This window comes from Falsiroseomonas sp. HW251, assembly GCF_050563545.1.
Taxonomy (GTDB): domain Bacteria; phylum Pseudomonadota; class Alphaproteobacteria; order Acetobacterales; family Acetobacteraceae; genus Falsiroseomonas.
The window spans coordinates 50014-65017 of the sequence record NZ_JBNXUM010000024.1 but is presented as its reverse complement, the minus strand read 5'-3'; the positions used below and the strand labels follow the sequence as shown (position 1 = coordinate 65017).

The window sequence follows — 15004 nt, the reverse complement described above, 5'->3', positions numbered from 1 at the left end:
TCACGCGCCCGGCGCATGTGGCCGCACCGGTGCGGCGAAGCGGGTGGAGGGATCGTCGGAATCGTCGCTGCGCCCGTCGCGCGGGATCAGGTGGTCGGGCGTGAGGTCGCGCACGGACTTCACGCCCATCAGGATCAGCGTGCGCTCGATCTCGCTGCGGAAGATCTCCAGCACCTTCTCGATCCCGGCCTGGCCTTCGACCGCGAGGCCATAGAGGTACGGCCGCCCCACCAAAACCGCCGTCGCGCCCAGTGCGACCGCCTTCACGACGTCGGTGCCGCGGCGGACGCCGCTGTCCAGCAGCACCTCCGCCCTTCCGGCCACCGCGGCGACCACGCCGGGCAGCGCGGTGATGGAGGGCAGCGCGTATTCCAGCTGCCGCCCGCCATGGTTCGACACCACGACGCCCTCGGCGCCGAGCGCGACGGCCTTCTCGGCATCGCCGGGCTCCAGGATGCCCTTCACGTAGAGCCGCCCCTTCCACTGGTCGCGCATCCAGGCCAAGTCCTCCCAGCTCAGCGCGGCCTGGGTCACGTAGCGCGTCTGGATCGCGAGCGATTCCGCGGCGTCCGACAGCTTCCCGCCATTCACGAAGTTGCGGCCGGAGACGCGCTTGTGCCGCAGCACGTCCACGGCCCAGCGCGGATGCATCGCGATGTCCAGCAGCGCCTTCGGTGCGAGCACCGGCGGCATCGAGAATCCCATGCGCTTCTCGCCTTCCCGCAGGCCGACTGCGGGCACGTCCACCGTGACGAAGAGCGAGTGGTAGCCAGCACTCCAGGCGCGGCGCATCAGGTTCGCCGCGAGTTCGCCTTCCCGGGGATAGAGCTGGAAGCCCGGCATGTGGCCGCGCACGGCGGTGGCGACTTCTTCGATGGACCAGGACGAGGCGGTGCTCAGCACATGCCGCGTGCCGGCCTTGGCGGCGGCCTTCGCCGCGCAGATGTCGCCGTCCCATTGCACCAGGCCGGAATAGCCGGTCGGCGCGATCATCACGGGCAGGCTGAGCTTCTCGCCCATCGCCTCAGTCGAGAGGTCGGGCTTGCCGTTGCCGGTGAGCATGTGGGCGCGCAGCGACCAGGCGGAGAAGCCCGTGCGGTTGCCCCGCAGCGTCACCAGGTCCTCCGCGCCGCCATCCAGATAGGCCCAGACGAAATCGGGCAGGCGTCGGCGCGCGGCGCGGCGGTAATCCTCCACCGTGACGTAGCGGTCGCGGGGACGCAGGCGGACATCAAAGCCGGCGATCATCATGCGCGCGCGATCCTCAGCGGCGCGGGGCGAGGATGCGCTTCGGGTTCTCCACCATCATTTGGCGGATCTGCGCCTCCGTTACGCCGAGGTCGCGCAGCGCGGGGATCACGTCGTCGGAGACGTAGTTGTAGTGCCAGTTCGGGAAGATCTTCGCGCGGTGTTGCGGCTCCGTGTTGATGCTGAACACCGCGGCGTCATGCGAGAGGATCATGCGGTCGGCATAGCCGCGCTTGCACATCGCGGCGACGGTGGCGATGCGGTTCTCCCCGCTGTTGTAGCTGTCGATGCCGAAGCGATCCATGCCAACGATGGAGCCCTGGTCCGCGACCTCTTGCAGGTAATCGAGGTCGTTGCTGTCGCCGCAATGCCCGATGATGACGTTCGTGAGGTCTGCGCCATGCTTCTTGAGGAAGGCCTGCTGGTCGAGCCCACCCTTCTTCTTGGCACTCGTATGCGTGGTGATCGGCACGCCAGTCTGCAGTTGGACACGCGCGGCGGCGGCGAAGACGCGCTCGAGATCCGTGGTGAAGCCGTATTCGTCGGTCGCGATCTTGATCAGCGCGGCCTTGATGGTCGTGCCGCCGATGCCCTGCTGGATGTCGCGCAGGAACATGCGGTCCAGCGGCTCCGGCTCATCCACGCGGCGGCCGGGGCCGTGCATGCGGAAATAGGGCGCGACGTCCTTGTAGGTGTAGTAGCCCGTCGCGAGGATGATGTTGAACTCGAAGTCGAGCTTCGCCAGCACCGCCTGGATCAGCCGGATGTCGGGCCCGAGGCCGAGCACCGTCAGGTCCACCAGGCTGTCGATGCCGCGGTCCTTCAGTTGACGGAACTTGTCGCGCGCCAGCGAGATGAAGTCGGTCCCCGTCCAGGTCTCGTTGGGGTAGTTGATCTCGAGCTCGGGGTTCCGGATGAAGATGTGCTCGTGCATCAGCGTCGCGCCGAGCTTTTCCACCGGGACCGGGCCGCGCGCCGTCTCCACACTCGCCATGACGCTTCCTCCGTTCGCTTCTTGATTCAGGCGGGGCGCGTCGGGCGCATGGACAGGACGATGTAGTCGTCCTCGACCGCAACCGGGACGGTTTCCGCCTTGTAGGGGCCGGGGACGCGCTCGGCGCGGCCGGTGGAGAGTTCCTCCGCGACCTTCTCGCCGCTCTCGACGCCCACGGGGAACAGCCGCGCGCGCGGGCCGCGGTCGCTCCAGTAGGACTGGCCTGTGGTGACGTCGAATTCCCAGTTGTGCCAGGGGCAGGTCACGAAGAGTCGCGAGGCGTCGTGCCGGATGTCGCCGGGCACCGGCGCGTAGATCTCGCTGACCACGCCGCCCTTGCAGAGCGGGCCACCGAGATGCGGGCAGCGGTTCAGCAGCGCGTGGAAGCGGCCGTTGAGGCGATAGATGCCGACCTCGCGCCCGCCGACCTCGACCAGCAGCCGGCCGCCTTCGGCGATGTCGCTGGCCTTGGCCACGACGAAGCGGCTCGCACCCGGCGGCGCCTTGACTGCCCCTGCTGACATGCGCGCGTCTCTTCCCCGAACCGTGGCGCCGGTCGCATGGCCGACACCTGTCAGCATTGAGGTTGACAGTGCGTCACCATAAGCGCCAATCGTATCTTCTGGGCTGGCCATAAGGCGGCTCTATGTGGAGGAGGCCGCGTGAAGCCGCGCCAGCTCGAGGTCCTCTACGCCATCATGAGCTCCTCCTCGCTGACGGAGGCGGCGCGGCTGCTCGGCACGTCGCAGCCCGCGGTCAGCGCGACGCTGAAGCAGATGGAGGAGGAGATGGCGCTGCGCCTTTTCCACCGTCTCGGCGGCCGCCTGGTCGCGACGCCGGAAGCCGAGCTGCTGTTCCCGGAGGTTGAGCGGCTGTTCCGCCAGCTGCAGGCGGTGAGGCACATGACGAAGGGCATACGCGAGGGCGTCTTCGACTTCCTTTCCGTCATCGCGACGCCGACGCCGGCGGACACCATCGTGGCCGGCGCCTTCCTGAAGCTGCGGGCGAAGCGGCCGAAGATCCGGATGCGGATGGACACGGCCTCGGCCCGGGTCTGCGCGGACAGCGTGGCGGGGCGGGAATTCGACTTCGGCGTGATCTACGGCAGCAGCCCGAAGCAGGGCGTGACGTCGGAGGTGCTGGGCCAGACCTTCGTGGCCTGCGCGATGCGGCGCGACCATCCCTTCGCACGCCTGCGCCGCATCACGGCGAAGGAGCTGGCGGGCGAGGCGATCGTGACCTTTCCCAAGGGCGCGCCGATCCGCGACCGGCTGGACGCCGCCTGCCGCGAGGCCGGGGTGGCGCCCGCGACGGTCGCGGAGGTCACCTATTCCCGCACCGCCTGCATCCTGGCGCAGGGCGGCGGCGGTGTCGCAGTGATCGATCCCATCATCCTGTCGTCCGGCGCCTTCCCCGAGCTGGTCATCCGCCCTTTCAGCCCGGCGCAGCCGATTGAGCTTCTGCTGCTCTCGCCGCTCAGCCGGCCGCCGTCGCGGCTGATCGACGCGATGCGGGACGAGTTGCGCGCGACGACGAAGGAATTGCTGGCGGCGCATGCCCGCACCGACGACGCGGCGCCTTCGAAGCGGGGCGCGCGATGAACCTCCGCCAGATGCAGGTCTTCCACGCCATCATGACGCATGGCTCCGTCACCGACGCCGCGCGGGCGCTGGACGTGGCGCAGCCCTCGGTCAGCGCGGTGCTGAAACATGCGGAGCAGACGCTGGGCGCCAAGCTTTTCGCACGCATCGGCGGGCGCCTGGTGCCGACGCCGGAAGCCGAGATGCTGTTCCCCGAGGTGCAGCGTATCTACGCGCAGCTCGACCGGATCGAGCTTTTCGCGCGCGACCTGCGCACCGGCGGGTCGGGGCGGCTGGCGCTGATCGGCAATCCGACGCTGGTCAGCAACCTGGTGCCGCCTGCCATCGCGCGCTTCCGCGATGCGTATCCCACCGCCCGCATCCGGCTGCAGACCGCGGTGTTCAGCGGCGAGATGGCGGACCGCGTGATCCGGCGCGAATTCGACCTCGGCCTGGGCTATGGTCCGAACCAGGACCTGCACAGCGGGACGGAGGTGATCGGGCGGTCGCGCATCGGCGTCGCGCTGCAGTGCTCGCACCGGCTGGCGCACCGGAAGCGCATCGCGGCGCGCGACCTGGCCGAGGAGGCGCTGATCACCTTCGGCGCGGGCTCGCCGATCCGGCTGCTGGCGGAAGCGGTCTTCGCCGATGCGGGCTGTGAGCTTCGCCCGGCGATCGAGGCGAGCTTCTCGGCCGCGGGCTGCGCGCTGGCGCGACAGGGCGCGGGACTCGCCATCGTGGACATGCTGGTCGCGCGGGAGGTCGCCGGCGACGACCTCGTGCTCATCCCGCTCGATACCGATCGCCGCGCGGAGTTCCGGCTGATCCATCCGGAGAACCGCGCGCCGTCGGTGCTGGCGGAGACCTTCGCCGCCATGCTGCGCGACGCCGCGCAGGCGCATGAGAAGGCGTTTCCATAGACGGCGGTTATACCGGTCCGAATTCATACGATTTGCCGTTATCGGCTTCCGCCTGCCTAGACTGGTAAGGAAACGCCCGCCCCGCGGGAAGAAGAAGCAGGAGGAAGCGGCGGCCACCGCGCAATGCGGCGCCGCCGGCATGACGTCATGAAGGTTCAGCTCAAGCAGGCTCTCTGCGACGGCTTCGGCACCTGCGCGAAGCACGCGCCGGAGGTCTTCGCGCTCGACGAGTGGGGATATGCTTCGGTGATCGGCGACGGCACGGTGCCCGAGGGCGCCGAGGACCGCACGCGCCGCGCCATCGTGGACTGCCCCGTCAACGCCATCATCGAGATCGTCGAGGAGCCGCCGAAGGCCCCGGCCGACTAGCACTGCGCCGCCGCGGCGGCCGACTGCACGCGTGTGAGGGAGGAACAGGAATGACCGCGATCCCGCTTCGGCGGCGGACGATGCTGTCCACGCTGGCGCTGCCCGTCGTCGCGCGCACGGCCTTCGCGCAGGACACGAACTTCCCGACGCGGCCGGTGCGCCTGGTCATCGCCTTCCCCCCCGGCGGGTCGTCCGACATCATCGCGCGCATGGCGGCGGAAAAGCTCGCCGCCCGCATCGGCCAGCCCGTGGTGCCGGAGAACCGGCCCGGCGCCGGCGCTATGATCGCGGCAGAGGCCGTCGCCCGCGCCGCGCCGGACGGTCACACCATCATGTTCGGCTCGTCGACGCTCTGCGTTACCGCGGCGACGATGCGCAACCCGCCGGTCGAGGTGCTGCGCGACCTCGCGCCCATCAACAACCTGGTCGAGGCGCCGATGCTGCTGGTCGCCTCCCGCAACGCGCCTTTCGCGACCCTGCAGGAGATGCTGGCCTGGGCGCGCGCCAATCCCGGCAAGCTCAACATCGGCATCCCCGGCGCGGGCAGCAGCAACCACCTCGGCATCGACATGTTCATCCGCCAGGCCGGGATCAACGCGGAAATCGTGCCCTACCAGGGCAATGCGCCGCAGCTGACGGCGCTGATCCGCGGCGACATTCCCGTCGTGACGGACAACATCGGGACGTCGTCGGGCTTCCTGCGGGACGGCTCGATCCGCGCGCTGGCCGTGACCTCCGCCCGGCGCAACGCACTGCTGCCGGAAGTGCCGACGGTGGCGGAAGCCGCGAACCTGCTGGGCTACGCCACCAGCTTCTGGTTCGGCCTGCTGGCGCCGAAGGCGACACCTGCGCCGATCCTGTCGCGGCTGGAGCGCGAGGCCGCGGCGATCATGACGCAACAGGACATCCTTACCGCCGTGCAGGCCCAGGGCTACGAGGCCGTGGCCTTCGGCGCCGAGCAGTTCCGCCAGCGCATCGCCGCCGACATCGAGCAGATGACCAAGGCCGCGCGCGAAGCGGGGATCACGACATGACGGACGCACCGCCCTGCACGCTCGGTCTGCGGGTCTATCGCCGGATCGAGCGGCCCGATCCCGCCGATATCGCACGGCTGGCCGCCGCCGGTCCCTGCGAGATCTCCGACGTCGCGCGCGGCGCCGGCACGGCGGATGGCGCGATCCGGCAGCTCTACAGCCCGATGCCCGTCATCGCGGGGCCGGCCATCACGGTGGACCTGACACCGGGCGACGGGATGATGCTGCGCGCCGCGATCGACGTGGCGCAGCCCGGCGACATCATCGTGGTGAACGCGCATGGCGACGTGACGCGTGCGATCCTCGGCGGCTTCATCGCGATGCACATGGTCCATCGCGGCGTGCGCGGCCTGGTGGTGGATGGCGCGGTGCGCGACATCACGGAGTTCCAGGAGCTCGGCCTGCCCGTCATGGCGCGCGGCATCACGCCGCGATCGGGCACGACGTCCTCCGGCTGGGGCGAGGTGAACGTGCCGATCGCCTGCGGCGGCGTGGTGGTGCAACCCGGCGACGCCATCATCGGCGACCACGAGGGCATCAGCGTCGTGCCGCGGCGCTGGGTGCGGATGGTCGCGGACAACCTGGGCAAGGCCGGCCATCCGTCCTTCGAGCCCGGCACGATCCGGGACCGGCTGGCCGCGCTGCCGAAGGACGCGCCGGTGCTGGGGATCGAGCGCGTGCACACCGCCGTCGCGACGCGCAAGGGCGTGATCCACGACGCCACCTACGACGACCATCCCGGACCCTGAGCCCATGGCCACCACGCCGGCTTCCGCCGCGACGACGCAGCTCGACATCCGGCCGGACTGGCTGGCGCGGGTCGAGGAGCCGATCTTCGAGCCGGACTGGCCGATCATCGACGCGCATCACCATCTCTGGGATGCGCCGGGGCGGCGCTACCTCTTCGACGAATTCCTGGCCGATCTGTCCACGGGCCACCGCATCGTCGCAACGGTCTTCGTGCAGTGCCATTCGATGTACCGCGCCTTCGGCCCGCCCGAGCTGCGCCCGATCGGCGAGACCGAATTCGTGGCCGGCATGGCCGCGCAGAGCGAGAGCGGCAATTACGGCCCGACGCGGATCTGCGCCGCGATCGTGGGCTCGCTGGACCCGACGCTGGGCGACGGCGTCGAGCCCGTGCTGGAGGCGCATCTGCGCGCCGGCGGTGGACGCTTCCGCGGCATCCGCCTGCGCACCTCCTGGGATGCGAGCGAGGAGGTGCACAAGCTGCCGACGCCGCCCGGCGTGCTGCGCGACCCCCGCACCCAGGCCGCGATCGTGCGCATCGACAAGGCTGGCCTCAGCCTGGACATCTGGTGCTTCCACACGCAGCTGGACGAGGTGCTGGCGACCTGCCGCGCGCATCCCGGCCTGCCCATCGTGATCGACCATATCGGCGGGCCGATCGGCATCGGCCCCTATCGCGGGCGGCGCGACGAGGTCTTCGCGGCCTGGCAGGCCAGCATGCGGGACATCGCGGCGCTGCCGAACACGGTGCTGAAGATCGGGGGGCTCGGCATGCGCTTCACCGGCTTCGACTTCCACCTGCGGCCCGACCCGCCGACCTCCGACGAGCTGGTCGCCGTCACGAAGCCCTATGTCGACGCCTGCATCGAGATGTTCGGGCCGTCGCGCTGCATCCTCGAGAGCAACTTCCCCGTGGACAAGGCGATGTTCAGCTATCCCGTGATGTGGAACGCGTTCAAGAAGATCGCGTCCCGCTATTCGGACAGCGAGCGGCGCGACCTGCTGGGCGGCACGGCGGCGCGGGTCTACCGCATCGACCTTCTCGAATGAGCCGTCCCTTCGAAGGCATCCGCGTCCTCGACGCGACGCATGTGCTGGCGGGGCCCTACTGCACCTATCTGCTCGGGCTGCTGGGCGCGGATGTCATCAAGGTCGAGAACCCGCAGGAGCCCGATCCCGTGCGCGGCCGCGGGCCGGTGCCGGCGCTGAACGCAAAGGGGCTGGGCTTCAACTACCTCGTGCAGGGATCGAACAAGCGCGCGCTGACGCTCGACTTGAAGCAGGAGGCGGCGCGGGAGATCTTCCGCAGGCTCGCGGCCGACGCCGACGTGGTCGTGGAGAACTGGCGCAGCGGCGCCTTTCCCGTGCTGGGCCTGGGCTACGAGGACATCCGCGAGATCAATCCCGATGTCGTCTATTGCTCGCTGACCGCCTTCGGCCAGGACGGGCCCTGGGCGCAGGCGACGGCCTATGACCCCACGGTGCAGGCCTTCTCCGGCATCATGCAGCGCACCGGCGCGGCGACGGGCGTGCCGGTCATGCCGGGCGCGCCCTTCGTCGACTACGGCGCGGGGCTGAACGCGGCCTTCGCGATTGCCAGTGCCCTCTTCCACCGCCAGCGCACCGGCGAGGGGCAGTACATCGACTGCTCGATGCTCGACCTGGCGCTGGTCATGACCGGACCCGCGCTGGTCGCCGACGACTATCCCGGCGAGAAGGTCCCGGTGCCCGCCGAGGCCGGGATTGCGTGCTACCGCACCAGGGATGGCTGGCTGCAGCTCGGTGCCTACAATTTTCGGCAGTCCAAGCGGCTCTGGACCGCGCTCGGCCGGCCAGATTTGGCGGCGATCGACAACTGGCCTGAGCTCTGGGCCGCGACGCCCCGCATCCGCGCGACGCTGGAGGAGATCCTGCCGACGCGCACGAGCGCCGAGTGGGAGGAATTCCTGCGCGACATCCGCGTCCCCGGCGCACGGGTGCGATCCCTGCCCGACGCCATCGCCATCCCCCAGGTCGCCGCGCGCGGCCTGATGCAGGAATTGCCGCCGATGCCCGGCGCGGATCGCGTGCGCGTCCCGAACGCGCCCTTCGCCTTCGCCAAGGACGGGCCGCGCATCGACACGCCGCCGCCGAGGCTCGGCCAGCACAACGACGAGATCCTGGCCGAACTCGGCTACGGCCCCGGCGACATCGCCGCGCTGCGACAGAATGGCGCGATCTGAAGGAGAGGGAGCATATGCGCAGGACCATCCTCGGGCTCGCCGCCGCGGCGCTGCTGGCCTGCCTCGGCCCCGCGGAGGCCGCCTTCCCGGATCGCCCGATCCAGGTCGTGGTGCCCTATGGCGCGGGCGGGCCGGTGGACATGGTCGCGCGCATCCTCGCGCCCTGCATGACCACGCGCCTCGGCCAGCCCGTCGTCATCGTCAACCGCGCCGGCGCGAACGGCGACATCGGGGCGCTGTCCGTGAAGAACGCGCGGCCCGACGGCTACACCCTGCTGTTCCACGCGAGTGCGCTGACCATCATGGCCGCGCTGATCGACAACCCGCCGATGGACGTCCGCCGCGACTTCGAGCCGATCATGAAGGTCGCGACTGCGATCCAGGGCGTCTACGTGCCCTCCGCGCTGCCGGTGCAGACGCTGCCCGAGATGATCGCGCGCATCCGCGCCAATCCCGGCGCGCTGAACTACGGCTCGACCGGGCCAGGCTCGGTCAACCAGCTCGCGACCGAGGCGCTGTCCGTCGCCTCGGGTGGGCTGAACATCGTCCACGTCACCTACGCCCAGGGCACGCCGCCGATGCTGACGTCGCTGATGCAGGGCGAAATCCAGCTAGTGCTGACCGACATGAACGGCGCGCAGGCCGCCCTCGATACCGGGCGCATCCGGATGCTGGCACTGAACGCGCGCGAACGCCTGCCGCAGCGCGCGAACGTCCCGACGCTGGCGGAACTGATCCCGGAGATGGCGCCCTGGGTCGGGATGCTGTGGTACGGCTATTTCGCGCCGGCCGGCACGCCGCCGGAGATCGTGCGCCAGATCCACGGCGCGGTCGCGGCCTGCCTGGACGATCCCGAGACGCGCGCCGGCCTGCGCCGCGCGGGCTACGAAGACCAGCAGATCGCCGGCCTCGGTCCCGACGAATTCCGCGCCACGCTCGAGCCCGAGATCGCGCGGCTGCGCGAGCTCGGCCGCCGCGCCAACATCACGCTCCGCTGAGGAGAGCCGCCATGCGCTGGATCCTGGCCGCGCTGCTGGCCGTCTTCATCGCCGGCGGCGCCGCGGCGCAGCCCCGCAACGTCACCCTCGTCGTGCCCTTTCCGCCCGGTGGCTCGGCCGACGTCGTCGCGCGGCTGCTGGCGGAGAACATGCGGACCAAGGGCTACACCATCGCGGTGGAGAACCGCAGCGGCGCCGGCGGCGTGATCGGCACGGCGAGCGTCGCGCGCGCTCCGGCCGATGGCTCCGTCATGCTGCTCGGCCAGATCGGGTCGCAGCTGCTGTCCTGGGCGCTGAACCCGAACCCCGGCTACCACGCGCTGAACGGCTTCGAGCCGGTGGCGCTGCTGGGCTTCGTGCCGACCATCTTCGTGGTGCGCGACAGCGTGCCCGCGACGACGCTGCGGGAATTCGTGGAGTATGCGCGCCGCGCCAACCCGCCGCTGGCCTATGGCTCCTCCGGCCCGGGGACGTCCACGCACATCACGGTCGAGATGCTGCGGTCCATGGCCGGCATCGAGCTGACGCACATCCCCTATCGCGGCCTGGCGCCGACAATGCAGGACCTGCTGGCCGGCCAGATCGCCGCCATGACCGGCGAGGCGCCGGGCCTGCTGCCGATTCTGGGCCACGGCGCCCGCGCGCTGGCGGTGCTCAGCCCGACCCGCTCGCCCGTCGTGCCGGACGTGCCGACGACGGCGGAGGCCGGCTTCCCGGATTGGGTGATGGAAAGCTGGTACGGCCTCTTCGTGCCCGCCGCCGTCCCGGAGACGACCCGCGCCGCGCTGGAACGCGACGTGCTGGAGGTAGTGCGCCAGCCCGCCATGCAGCAGGCGCTGGCGGCACGCGGCCTGGTCGGTGCCGGCCCCGCCAGCGACTTCAAGCCGCGGCTGCAGCAGGATTTCGCGGCTTGGCCGGGCCTGATCCAGCGCCTCGGCATCAGGGCGGATTGACGGCCATGCGACGCGCCCTCCTCGCCCTGCTGCTGCTGCTGGCGGCGCTGCCGGCGCAGGCCGTCGATCCGCTGCGCCTGGTTTCGGGCTTCGCGCCGGGCGGGCCGACGGACCAGCTCGCCCGCGTCATGGCCCCCGTGCTGGGCCAGCTGCTCGACCGGCCCGTGGTGATCGAGAACCGGGCCGGCGCCGGCGCGACGATCGCGGCGGCGGCGGTGGCGCGCGCGGCGCCGGACGGCAACACGCTGCTGATCGCGACATCGAGCTTCGTGATCACCGCCGCGACCATGGCCAACCTGCCGTACGACGCACGGCGCGACTTCGAGCCGCTGTACTTCCTCGGCGAGGTGCAGACGCTGCTGGTGGTCGCCCCGACGCTCGGCGTGACCAGCATGGCCGAGCTGGTCGCCATGGCGCGCAGCGGGCGCCAGATGAACTACGCCTCCGCCGGCGTCGGTTCGACCATGCATATCGCCGGCGAGCTCTTCAACATCGCGGCGGGTACGCCGGTCGCGCATGTGCCCTATCGCGGCGTGCCGCCGGCGATGGCGGGCATGCTGGCGGGCAACGTGCACATGATGAACGCCGACCTGCCGGTGCTGCGGCCATTCGTGCTGGACCGCCGCGTCGTGCCGCTGGTGGTGTACAGCCCGCGCCGGTCGCCGCAGCTGCCGGACGTACCGTCCGCCGCGGAGGTCGGGATGCCGCAGCTCGACATGAGCAATTGGTACGGCATCCTCGCCCCCGCCGGCACGCCGCAGCCCGTCATGCGACGCCTGGAAGCCGCCTTCGCCGCGGCCCGGGTGCAGCCGGATGTCGCGCCGCGCTTCGCCGACGGGGGCGTCAGCGAGCCCATGGGCGCCGACGCCTTCCGCGCGAAACTCGCCGCCGAATTCGACCGCTGGGTGCCGCTGCTGCAGCGCGCCGGCATCCGCGCGGAATGAGGGAATAGACCGTGCTTATGCCTCGCCCCAGCAATGCGATTTCCGGTGATGGCCGGCCCGTGCCATCTCTGGCCTAGAATTCGGGGAGGCCGTGATGTCAGCGACGACCGAGGCCCGCATCGGCGGCGCGCGAAGCTGGAACGGTCCGGTCGTCGACTGCGACGTCCACGCCAACGTCCCGTCGCTGGAGACGCTGTTCAGGTACCAGGACCCGCTCTGGGTGGAGTTCACGCGCGAGCGCGGCTGGAAGGGCCCGGTCGTCGGCGTGACCTATCCGCCGGAAGCCGAGACGACGGCGCGGCCGGAATGGAAGCCCGCGACGGGACTGCCCGCCACCGACGTGTCGATGCTGCGTCGGCACATCCTCGATCCCTGGAAGGTCGAGAAGGCGGTGCTGAACTGCTACTACTACGTGGACGGGCTTCGTCATCCCGACTGGGCCGCGGCGCTCGCGGCCTCGGTCAACGACTGGGTGCGGGAGAACTGGCTGGAGAAGGAGCCGCGGCTGCGCGCCTCCATCGTCATCCCCGCGCGCGACCCCGTCGCCGCGGCGCGCGAGATCGACCGCTGCGCCGCGCATCCCGGCTTCGTGCAGGTGCTGCTGCCCGTGCGGACCAACGGGCTCTATGGCCAGCGCGCCTATTGGCCGATCTTCGAGGCGATCACGCGTCATGACCTGGTCGCCGGCATCCATTGGGGCGGCCAGTCCGAGGGCGCGCCATCCCCCACCGGCTATGCCTCCTACTACGCCGAGGAGATGGTGGCGGAGACGCAGGTCTATGCCGCGCAGCTCACCAGCATGATCATCGAAGGCCTGTTCCAGAAATTCCCGACGGTGCGCGTCTCGATGCTCGAAGGCGGCTTCAGCTGGATGCCGACCTGGGCCTGGAACCTCAACAAGAAGTGGAAGGGCCTGCGGCGCGAGATCCCCTGGGTCAACCGCCCGCCCTCGGAGCTGATCCGCGAGCATATCCGCTTCTCCACCACGCCGGTGGACATGGGGCCGCCCGCCCACATGAAGCAGATCCTGGACTGGCTCGGCACCGACGACATCCTGATGTTCGCCAGCGACTATCCGCATCTGCATCACGACGACATCGACGCGCTGCTGGCTCTGATGCCGGAGACGATGCGGGCCAATGTGATGGCAGACACGGCGCGGCGCTGGTACCGGCTGTGACGGGGAGAGAGGCGATGAGCGAGCGGATCCCGGTCATCGACGTGGATTTCCACCCGATGCCGCGCTTCTTCGACGCGAACGTGTCGAAGTTCCTGCCTTCGAAATGGAGGGATTACGTCGCGCGCTACGGCCTCGGCCTCGGCAGCCAGACGCTGATGGGCACGCCGCCGCAGCGTGAGCACACGCACCGGCTGGACGCGATCGACGGCAGCGGGCGCGTCGCGGTGGACCCGGCATTCGCGAAGACGCAGGTGCTGGACCAGTATGACTTGACGGCGGCGATCCTGACCTGCGTGTCGCCCTTCCCGCCCTGCGGGCCGAACCGGCCGACGGAGCTTGGCATTGCGCTGAACGCCGCCTTCAACGATTCCGTGGCCGAGACCTGGCTGGACTTCGATCCGCGCTACCACGGCTCCATCGCCATCGCGCGCGACCTGCACGGCATCGTGGACGAGGTGCGGCGCTGCAAGGAAGGCCCATGGGGCAACCGCTTCGTGCAGGTGCTGATCTCGCCGGCCGGGCAGGAACCGCTGGGCAAGCCGCGCTACTGGGACCTGTTCGAGGCCTGCGCGCACTACAATTTGCCGATCGCCGCGCATGTGCCGCCAACCGGGCCCAAGGGCACCGCCGGCGGGGCGACGACCTATTACTGCGAGCTCCACATGAACCTCGCGGCCTTCCCGATGACGATCATCCCCAGCATGATCTTCGAAGGTGTCTTCGACCGCTTCCCCAATCTGAAGATCGCGCTGATCGAGCTCGGCTGGTCCTTCGCGCCGATGCTGGCGTGGCGGCTGGACGCGACCTATAACCGGCTGCGCGGCGAGCTGCCGCACCTCAAGCGCCGCCCGTCGGAATACATGCGCGACCACTTTTGGTTCGCGAGCCAGCCCCTCGAGGAGCCGGAGAAGCCCGAGCACCTCGACGGCGTGTACCACATGCTCGAGGAGAGCGGCTTCGCCGACAAGCTGATGTACGCGTCGGACTATCCGCACTGGGATTTCGACGCGCCGGGCGAGGTGATGACGCCGTATCACCCGATGGAACGGCGCCGGCGCATCCTCGGCGAGAACGCCAGCAAGCTCTACGGCATCAAGCTGAAGCCGAATTCGGGGATCCTGGCGCATCCCCAGGCGCTGGCGGCGGAATAGCGCGGTGCAGGCCTGCGAGCTCGTCACGCTGACGCTGCGATCGGGGAATTTGCGCAATCCCGCGCGGCTGGCGCAGGCGCTCGACGCCATCGCGGGCTTCGTCGCGGCCTCGCCCGCGGGCGACAACCTGCTGGGCAGCTGGATCAACGAGTTCGGGCCGCAGAACCGCATCCTGCTGCTGCGGACCTACGCGTCGCTCGATGCCATGCTGGCGGAGCGCCTGCGCGTGCTGGAAAGCGCATCACCCTTCGTCCCGGCGGAGATGCTGGCCGGCATCGCCTTCGAGAGTTTTCGGCAGTTCCCCTTCCTGCCGCCGATCGCGCCGGGCGCACCGGGCCCCTACTACGAATTCCGCACCTATGTACTGAAGATCGGCGGACTCGCGCCCACCATCGCCGCCTGGGAGAAGGGCGTGCCGCCGCGCGTGAAGCTCTCGCCGCTGGTCACCGCGATGCATTCGCTCGATGGCGAGCCGCGCTTCATCCATGTCTGGGCCTATCGCACGCTGGCCGACCGCGAGCGCCTCCGCGAGGAAGCATTCGCCACCGGCGCCTGGCCCGCCCCCGGCGCGCCGGGCCTTCTGAGCGAGAATCTCCGCACCGAACTCTGGATACCGACGGCCATATCGAAGCTACGCTGACCAACGAAGAACGACGAGGGAAGG

Annotated in this window: 16 protein-coding genes; 13 read left to right on the top strand and 3 right to left on the bottom strand. The window is 70.0% G+C overall.

Features of this window, described 5'->3' with window-relative positions; translation table 11 throughout:
* From ACLF3M_RS25000 to ACLF3M_RS24990, 3 genes are read right to left on the bottom strand one after another with little or no spacing between them, the layout of a single operon-like run.
* Positions 1-1251 carry an alpha-hydroxy acid oxidase gene (locus ACLF3M_RS25000; protein WP_430659707.1) on the bottom strand — a complete coding sequence of 417 codons (1251 nt, stop codon included), beginning with the start codon at positions 1249-1251 and terminating at the stop codon, positions 1-3.
* A gap of 13 nt (positions 1252-1264) precedes the next feature.
* The gene (locus ACLF3M_RS24995) at positions 1265-2242 is read right to left on the bottom strand and encodes a phosphotriesterase family protein (RefSeq protein WP_430659706.1); all 978 of its coding nucleotides are present in this window, start codon (positions 2240-2242) and stop codon (positions 1265-1267) included.
* Between the two features lie 26 nt (positions 2243-2268).
* Positions 2269-2766: a Rieske (2Fe-2S) protein gene (locus ACLF3M_RS24990; RefSeq protein WP_430659705.1), complete on the bottom strand. Its 498-nt coding sequence runs from the start codon at positions 2764-2766 to the stop codon at positions 2269-2271.
* A 138-nt stretch (positions 2767-2904) separates the two neighbouring features.
* On the opposite strand from ACLF3M_RS24990, the gene ACLF3M_RS24985 reads away from it, so the two are divergent.
* From ACLF3M_RS24985 to ACLF3M_RS24925, 13 genes are all read left to right on the top strand, one after another.
* Positions 2905-3843, top strand: a complete 939-nt coding sequence (locus ACLF3M_RS24985) for a LysR family transcriptional regulator (protein WP_430659704.1) — start codon at positions 2905-2907, stop codon at positions 3841-3843.
* Positions 3840-4742, top strand: coding sequence for a LysR substrate-binding domain-containing protein (locus ACLF3M_RS24980; RefSeq protein ID WP_430659703.1), 903 nt, complete (start codon positions 3840-3842; stop codon positions 4740-4742). Before ACLF3M_RS24985 ends, ACLF3M_RS24980 begins: the two co-directional genes overlap by 4 nt.
* A gap of 147 nt (positions 4743-4889) precedes the next feature.
* Positions 4890-5111, top strand: a complete 222-nt coding sequence (locus ACLF3M_RS24975; RefSeq protein WP_430659702.1) for a ferredoxin — start codon at positions 4890-4892, stop codon at positions 5109-5111.
* Between the two features lie 50 nt (positions 5112-5161).
* Positions 5162-6145 (top strand): Bug family tripartite tricarboxylate transporter substrate binding protein, encoded by a 984-nt coding sequence (locus ACLF3M_RS24970; RefSeq protein ID WP_430659701.1) that lies wholly within the window; start codon positions 5162-5164, stop codon positions 6143-6145.
* Positions 6142-6894 carry an RraA family protein gene (locus ACLF3M_RS24965; RefSeq protein WP_430659700.1) on the top strand — a complete coding sequence of 251 codons (753 nt, stop codon included), beginning with the start codon at positions 6142-6144 and terminating at the stop codon, positions 6892-6894. The genes ACLF3M_RS24970 and ACLF3M_RS24965 overlap by 4 nt, the downstream gene beginning before the upstream one ends.
* A gap of 4 nt (positions 6895-6898) precedes the next feature.
* On the top strand, positions 6899-7942 hold the full coding sequence (locus tag ACLF3M_RS24960) for an amidohydrolase family protein (protein ID WP_430659699.1): 1044 nt from the start codon (positions 6899-6901) through the stop codon (positions 7940-7942).
* Entirely contained in the window at positions 7939-9114 is a 1176-nt protein-coding gene (locus ACLF3M_RS24955; protein ID WP_430659698.1) for a CaiB/BaiF CoA transferase family protein, read from the top strand. Before ACLF3M_RS24960 ends, ACLF3M_RS24955 begins: the two co-directional genes overlap by 4 nt.
* A 14-nt stretch (positions 9115-9128) precedes the next feature.
* Positions 9129-10112, top strand: a complete 984-nt coding sequence (locus ACLF3M_RS24950) for a Bug family tripartite tricarboxylate transporter substrate binding protein (protein ID WP_430659697.1) — start codon at positions 9129-9131, stop codon at positions 10110-10112.
* An 11-nt stretch (positions 10113-10123) separates the two neighbouring features.
* The gene (locus ACLF3M_RS24945) at positions 10124-11065 is read left to right on the top strand and encodes a Bug family tripartite tricarboxylate transporter substrate binding protein (protein WP_430659696.1); all 942 of its coding nucleotides are present in this window, start codon (positions 10124-10126) and stop codon (positions 11063-11065) included.
* A 5-nt stretch (positions 11066-11070) separates the two neighbouring features.
* Positions 11071-12009: a tripartite tricarboxylate transporter substrate-binding protein gene (locus ACLF3M_RS24940; protein ID WP_430659695.1), complete on the top strand. Its 939-nt coding sequence runs from the start codon at positions 11071-11073 to the stop codon at positions 12007-12009.
* A gap of 94 nt (positions 12010-12103) precedes the next feature.
* Positions 12104-13189 carry an amidohydrolase family protein gene (locus tag ACLF3M_RS24935; protein ID WP_430659694.1) on the top strand — a complete coding sequence of 362 codons (1086 nt, stop codon included), beginning with the start codon at positions 12104-12106 and terminating at the stop codon, positions 13187-13189.
* Positions 13190-13203: 14 nt separating this feature from the next.
* The gene (locus tag ACLF3M_RS24930) at positions 13204-14340 is read left to right on the top strand and encodes an amidohydrolase family protein (protein ID WP_430659693.1); all 1137 of its coding nucleotides are present in this window, start codon (positions 13204-13206) and stop codon (positions 14338-14340) included.
* A 4-nt stretch (positions 14341-14344) separates the two neighbouring features.
* Positions 14345-14980, top strand: coding sequence for an NIPSNAP family protein (locus ACLF3M_RS24925; protein WP_430659692.1), 636 nt, complete (start codon positions 14345-14347; stop codon positions 14978-14980).
* The last annotated feature ends 24 nt before the right edge of the window (positions 14981-15004 follow it).

Coding starts and splice junctions, on each gene's coding strand:
- ACLF3M_RS25000 (WP_430659707.1), bottom strand. CDS start 1,251: ATGATGATCGCCGGCTTTGATGTCCGCCTGCGTCCCCGCGACCGCTAC.
- ACLF3M_RS24995 (WP_430659706.1), bottom strand. CDS start 2,242: ATGGCGAGTGTGGAGACGGCGCGCGGCCCGGTCCCGGTGGAAAAGCTC.
- ACLF3M_RS24990 (WP_430659705.1), bottom strand. CDS start 2,766: ATGTCAGCAGGGGCAGTCAAGGCGCCGCCGGGTGCGAGCCGCTTCGTC.
- ACLF3M_RS24980 (WP_430659703.1), top strand. CDS start 3,840: ATGAACCTCCGCCAGATGCAGGTCTTCCACGCCATCATGACGCATGGC.
- ACLF3M_RS24975 (WP_430659702.1), top strand. CDS start 4,890: ATGAAGGTTCAGCTCAAGCAGGCTCTCTGCGACGGCTTCGGCACCTGC.
- ACLF3M_RS24970 (WP_430659701.1), top strand. CDS start 5,162: ATGACCGCGATCCCGCTTCGGCGGCGGACGATGCTGTCCACGCTGGCG.
- ACLF3M_RS24965 (WP_430659700.1), top strand. CDS start 6,142: ATGACGGACGCACCGCCCTGCACGCTCGGTCTGCGGGTCTATCGCCGG.
- ACLF3M_RS24960 (WP_430659699.1), top strand. CDS start 6,899: ATGGCCACCACGCCGGCTTCCGCCGCGACGACGCAGCTCGACATCCGG.
- ACLF3M_RS24955 (WP_430659698.1), top strand. CDS start 7,939: ATGAGCCGTCCCTTCGAAGGCATCCGCGTCCTCGACGCGACGCATGTG.
- ACLF3M_RS24950 (WP_430659697.1), top strand. CDS start 9,129: ATGCGCAGGACCATCCTCGGGCTCGCCGCCGCGGCGCTGCTGGCCTGC.
- ACLF3M_RS24945 (WP_430659696.1), top strand. CDS start 10,124: ATGCGCTGGATCCTGGCCGCGCTGCTGGCCGTCTTCATCGCCGGCGGC.
- ACLF3M_RS24940 (WP_430659695.1), top strand. CDS start 11,071: ATGCGACGCGCCCTCCTCGCCCTGCTGCTGCTGCTGGCGGCGCTGCCG.
- ACLF3M_RS24935 (WP_430659694.1), top strand. CDS start 12,104: ATGTCAGCGACGACCGAGGCCCGCATCGGCGGCGCGCGAAGCTGGAAC.
- ACLF3M_RS24930 (WP_430659693.1), top strand. CDS start 13,204: ATGAGCGAGCGGATCCCGGTCATCGACGTGGATTTCCACCCGATGCCG.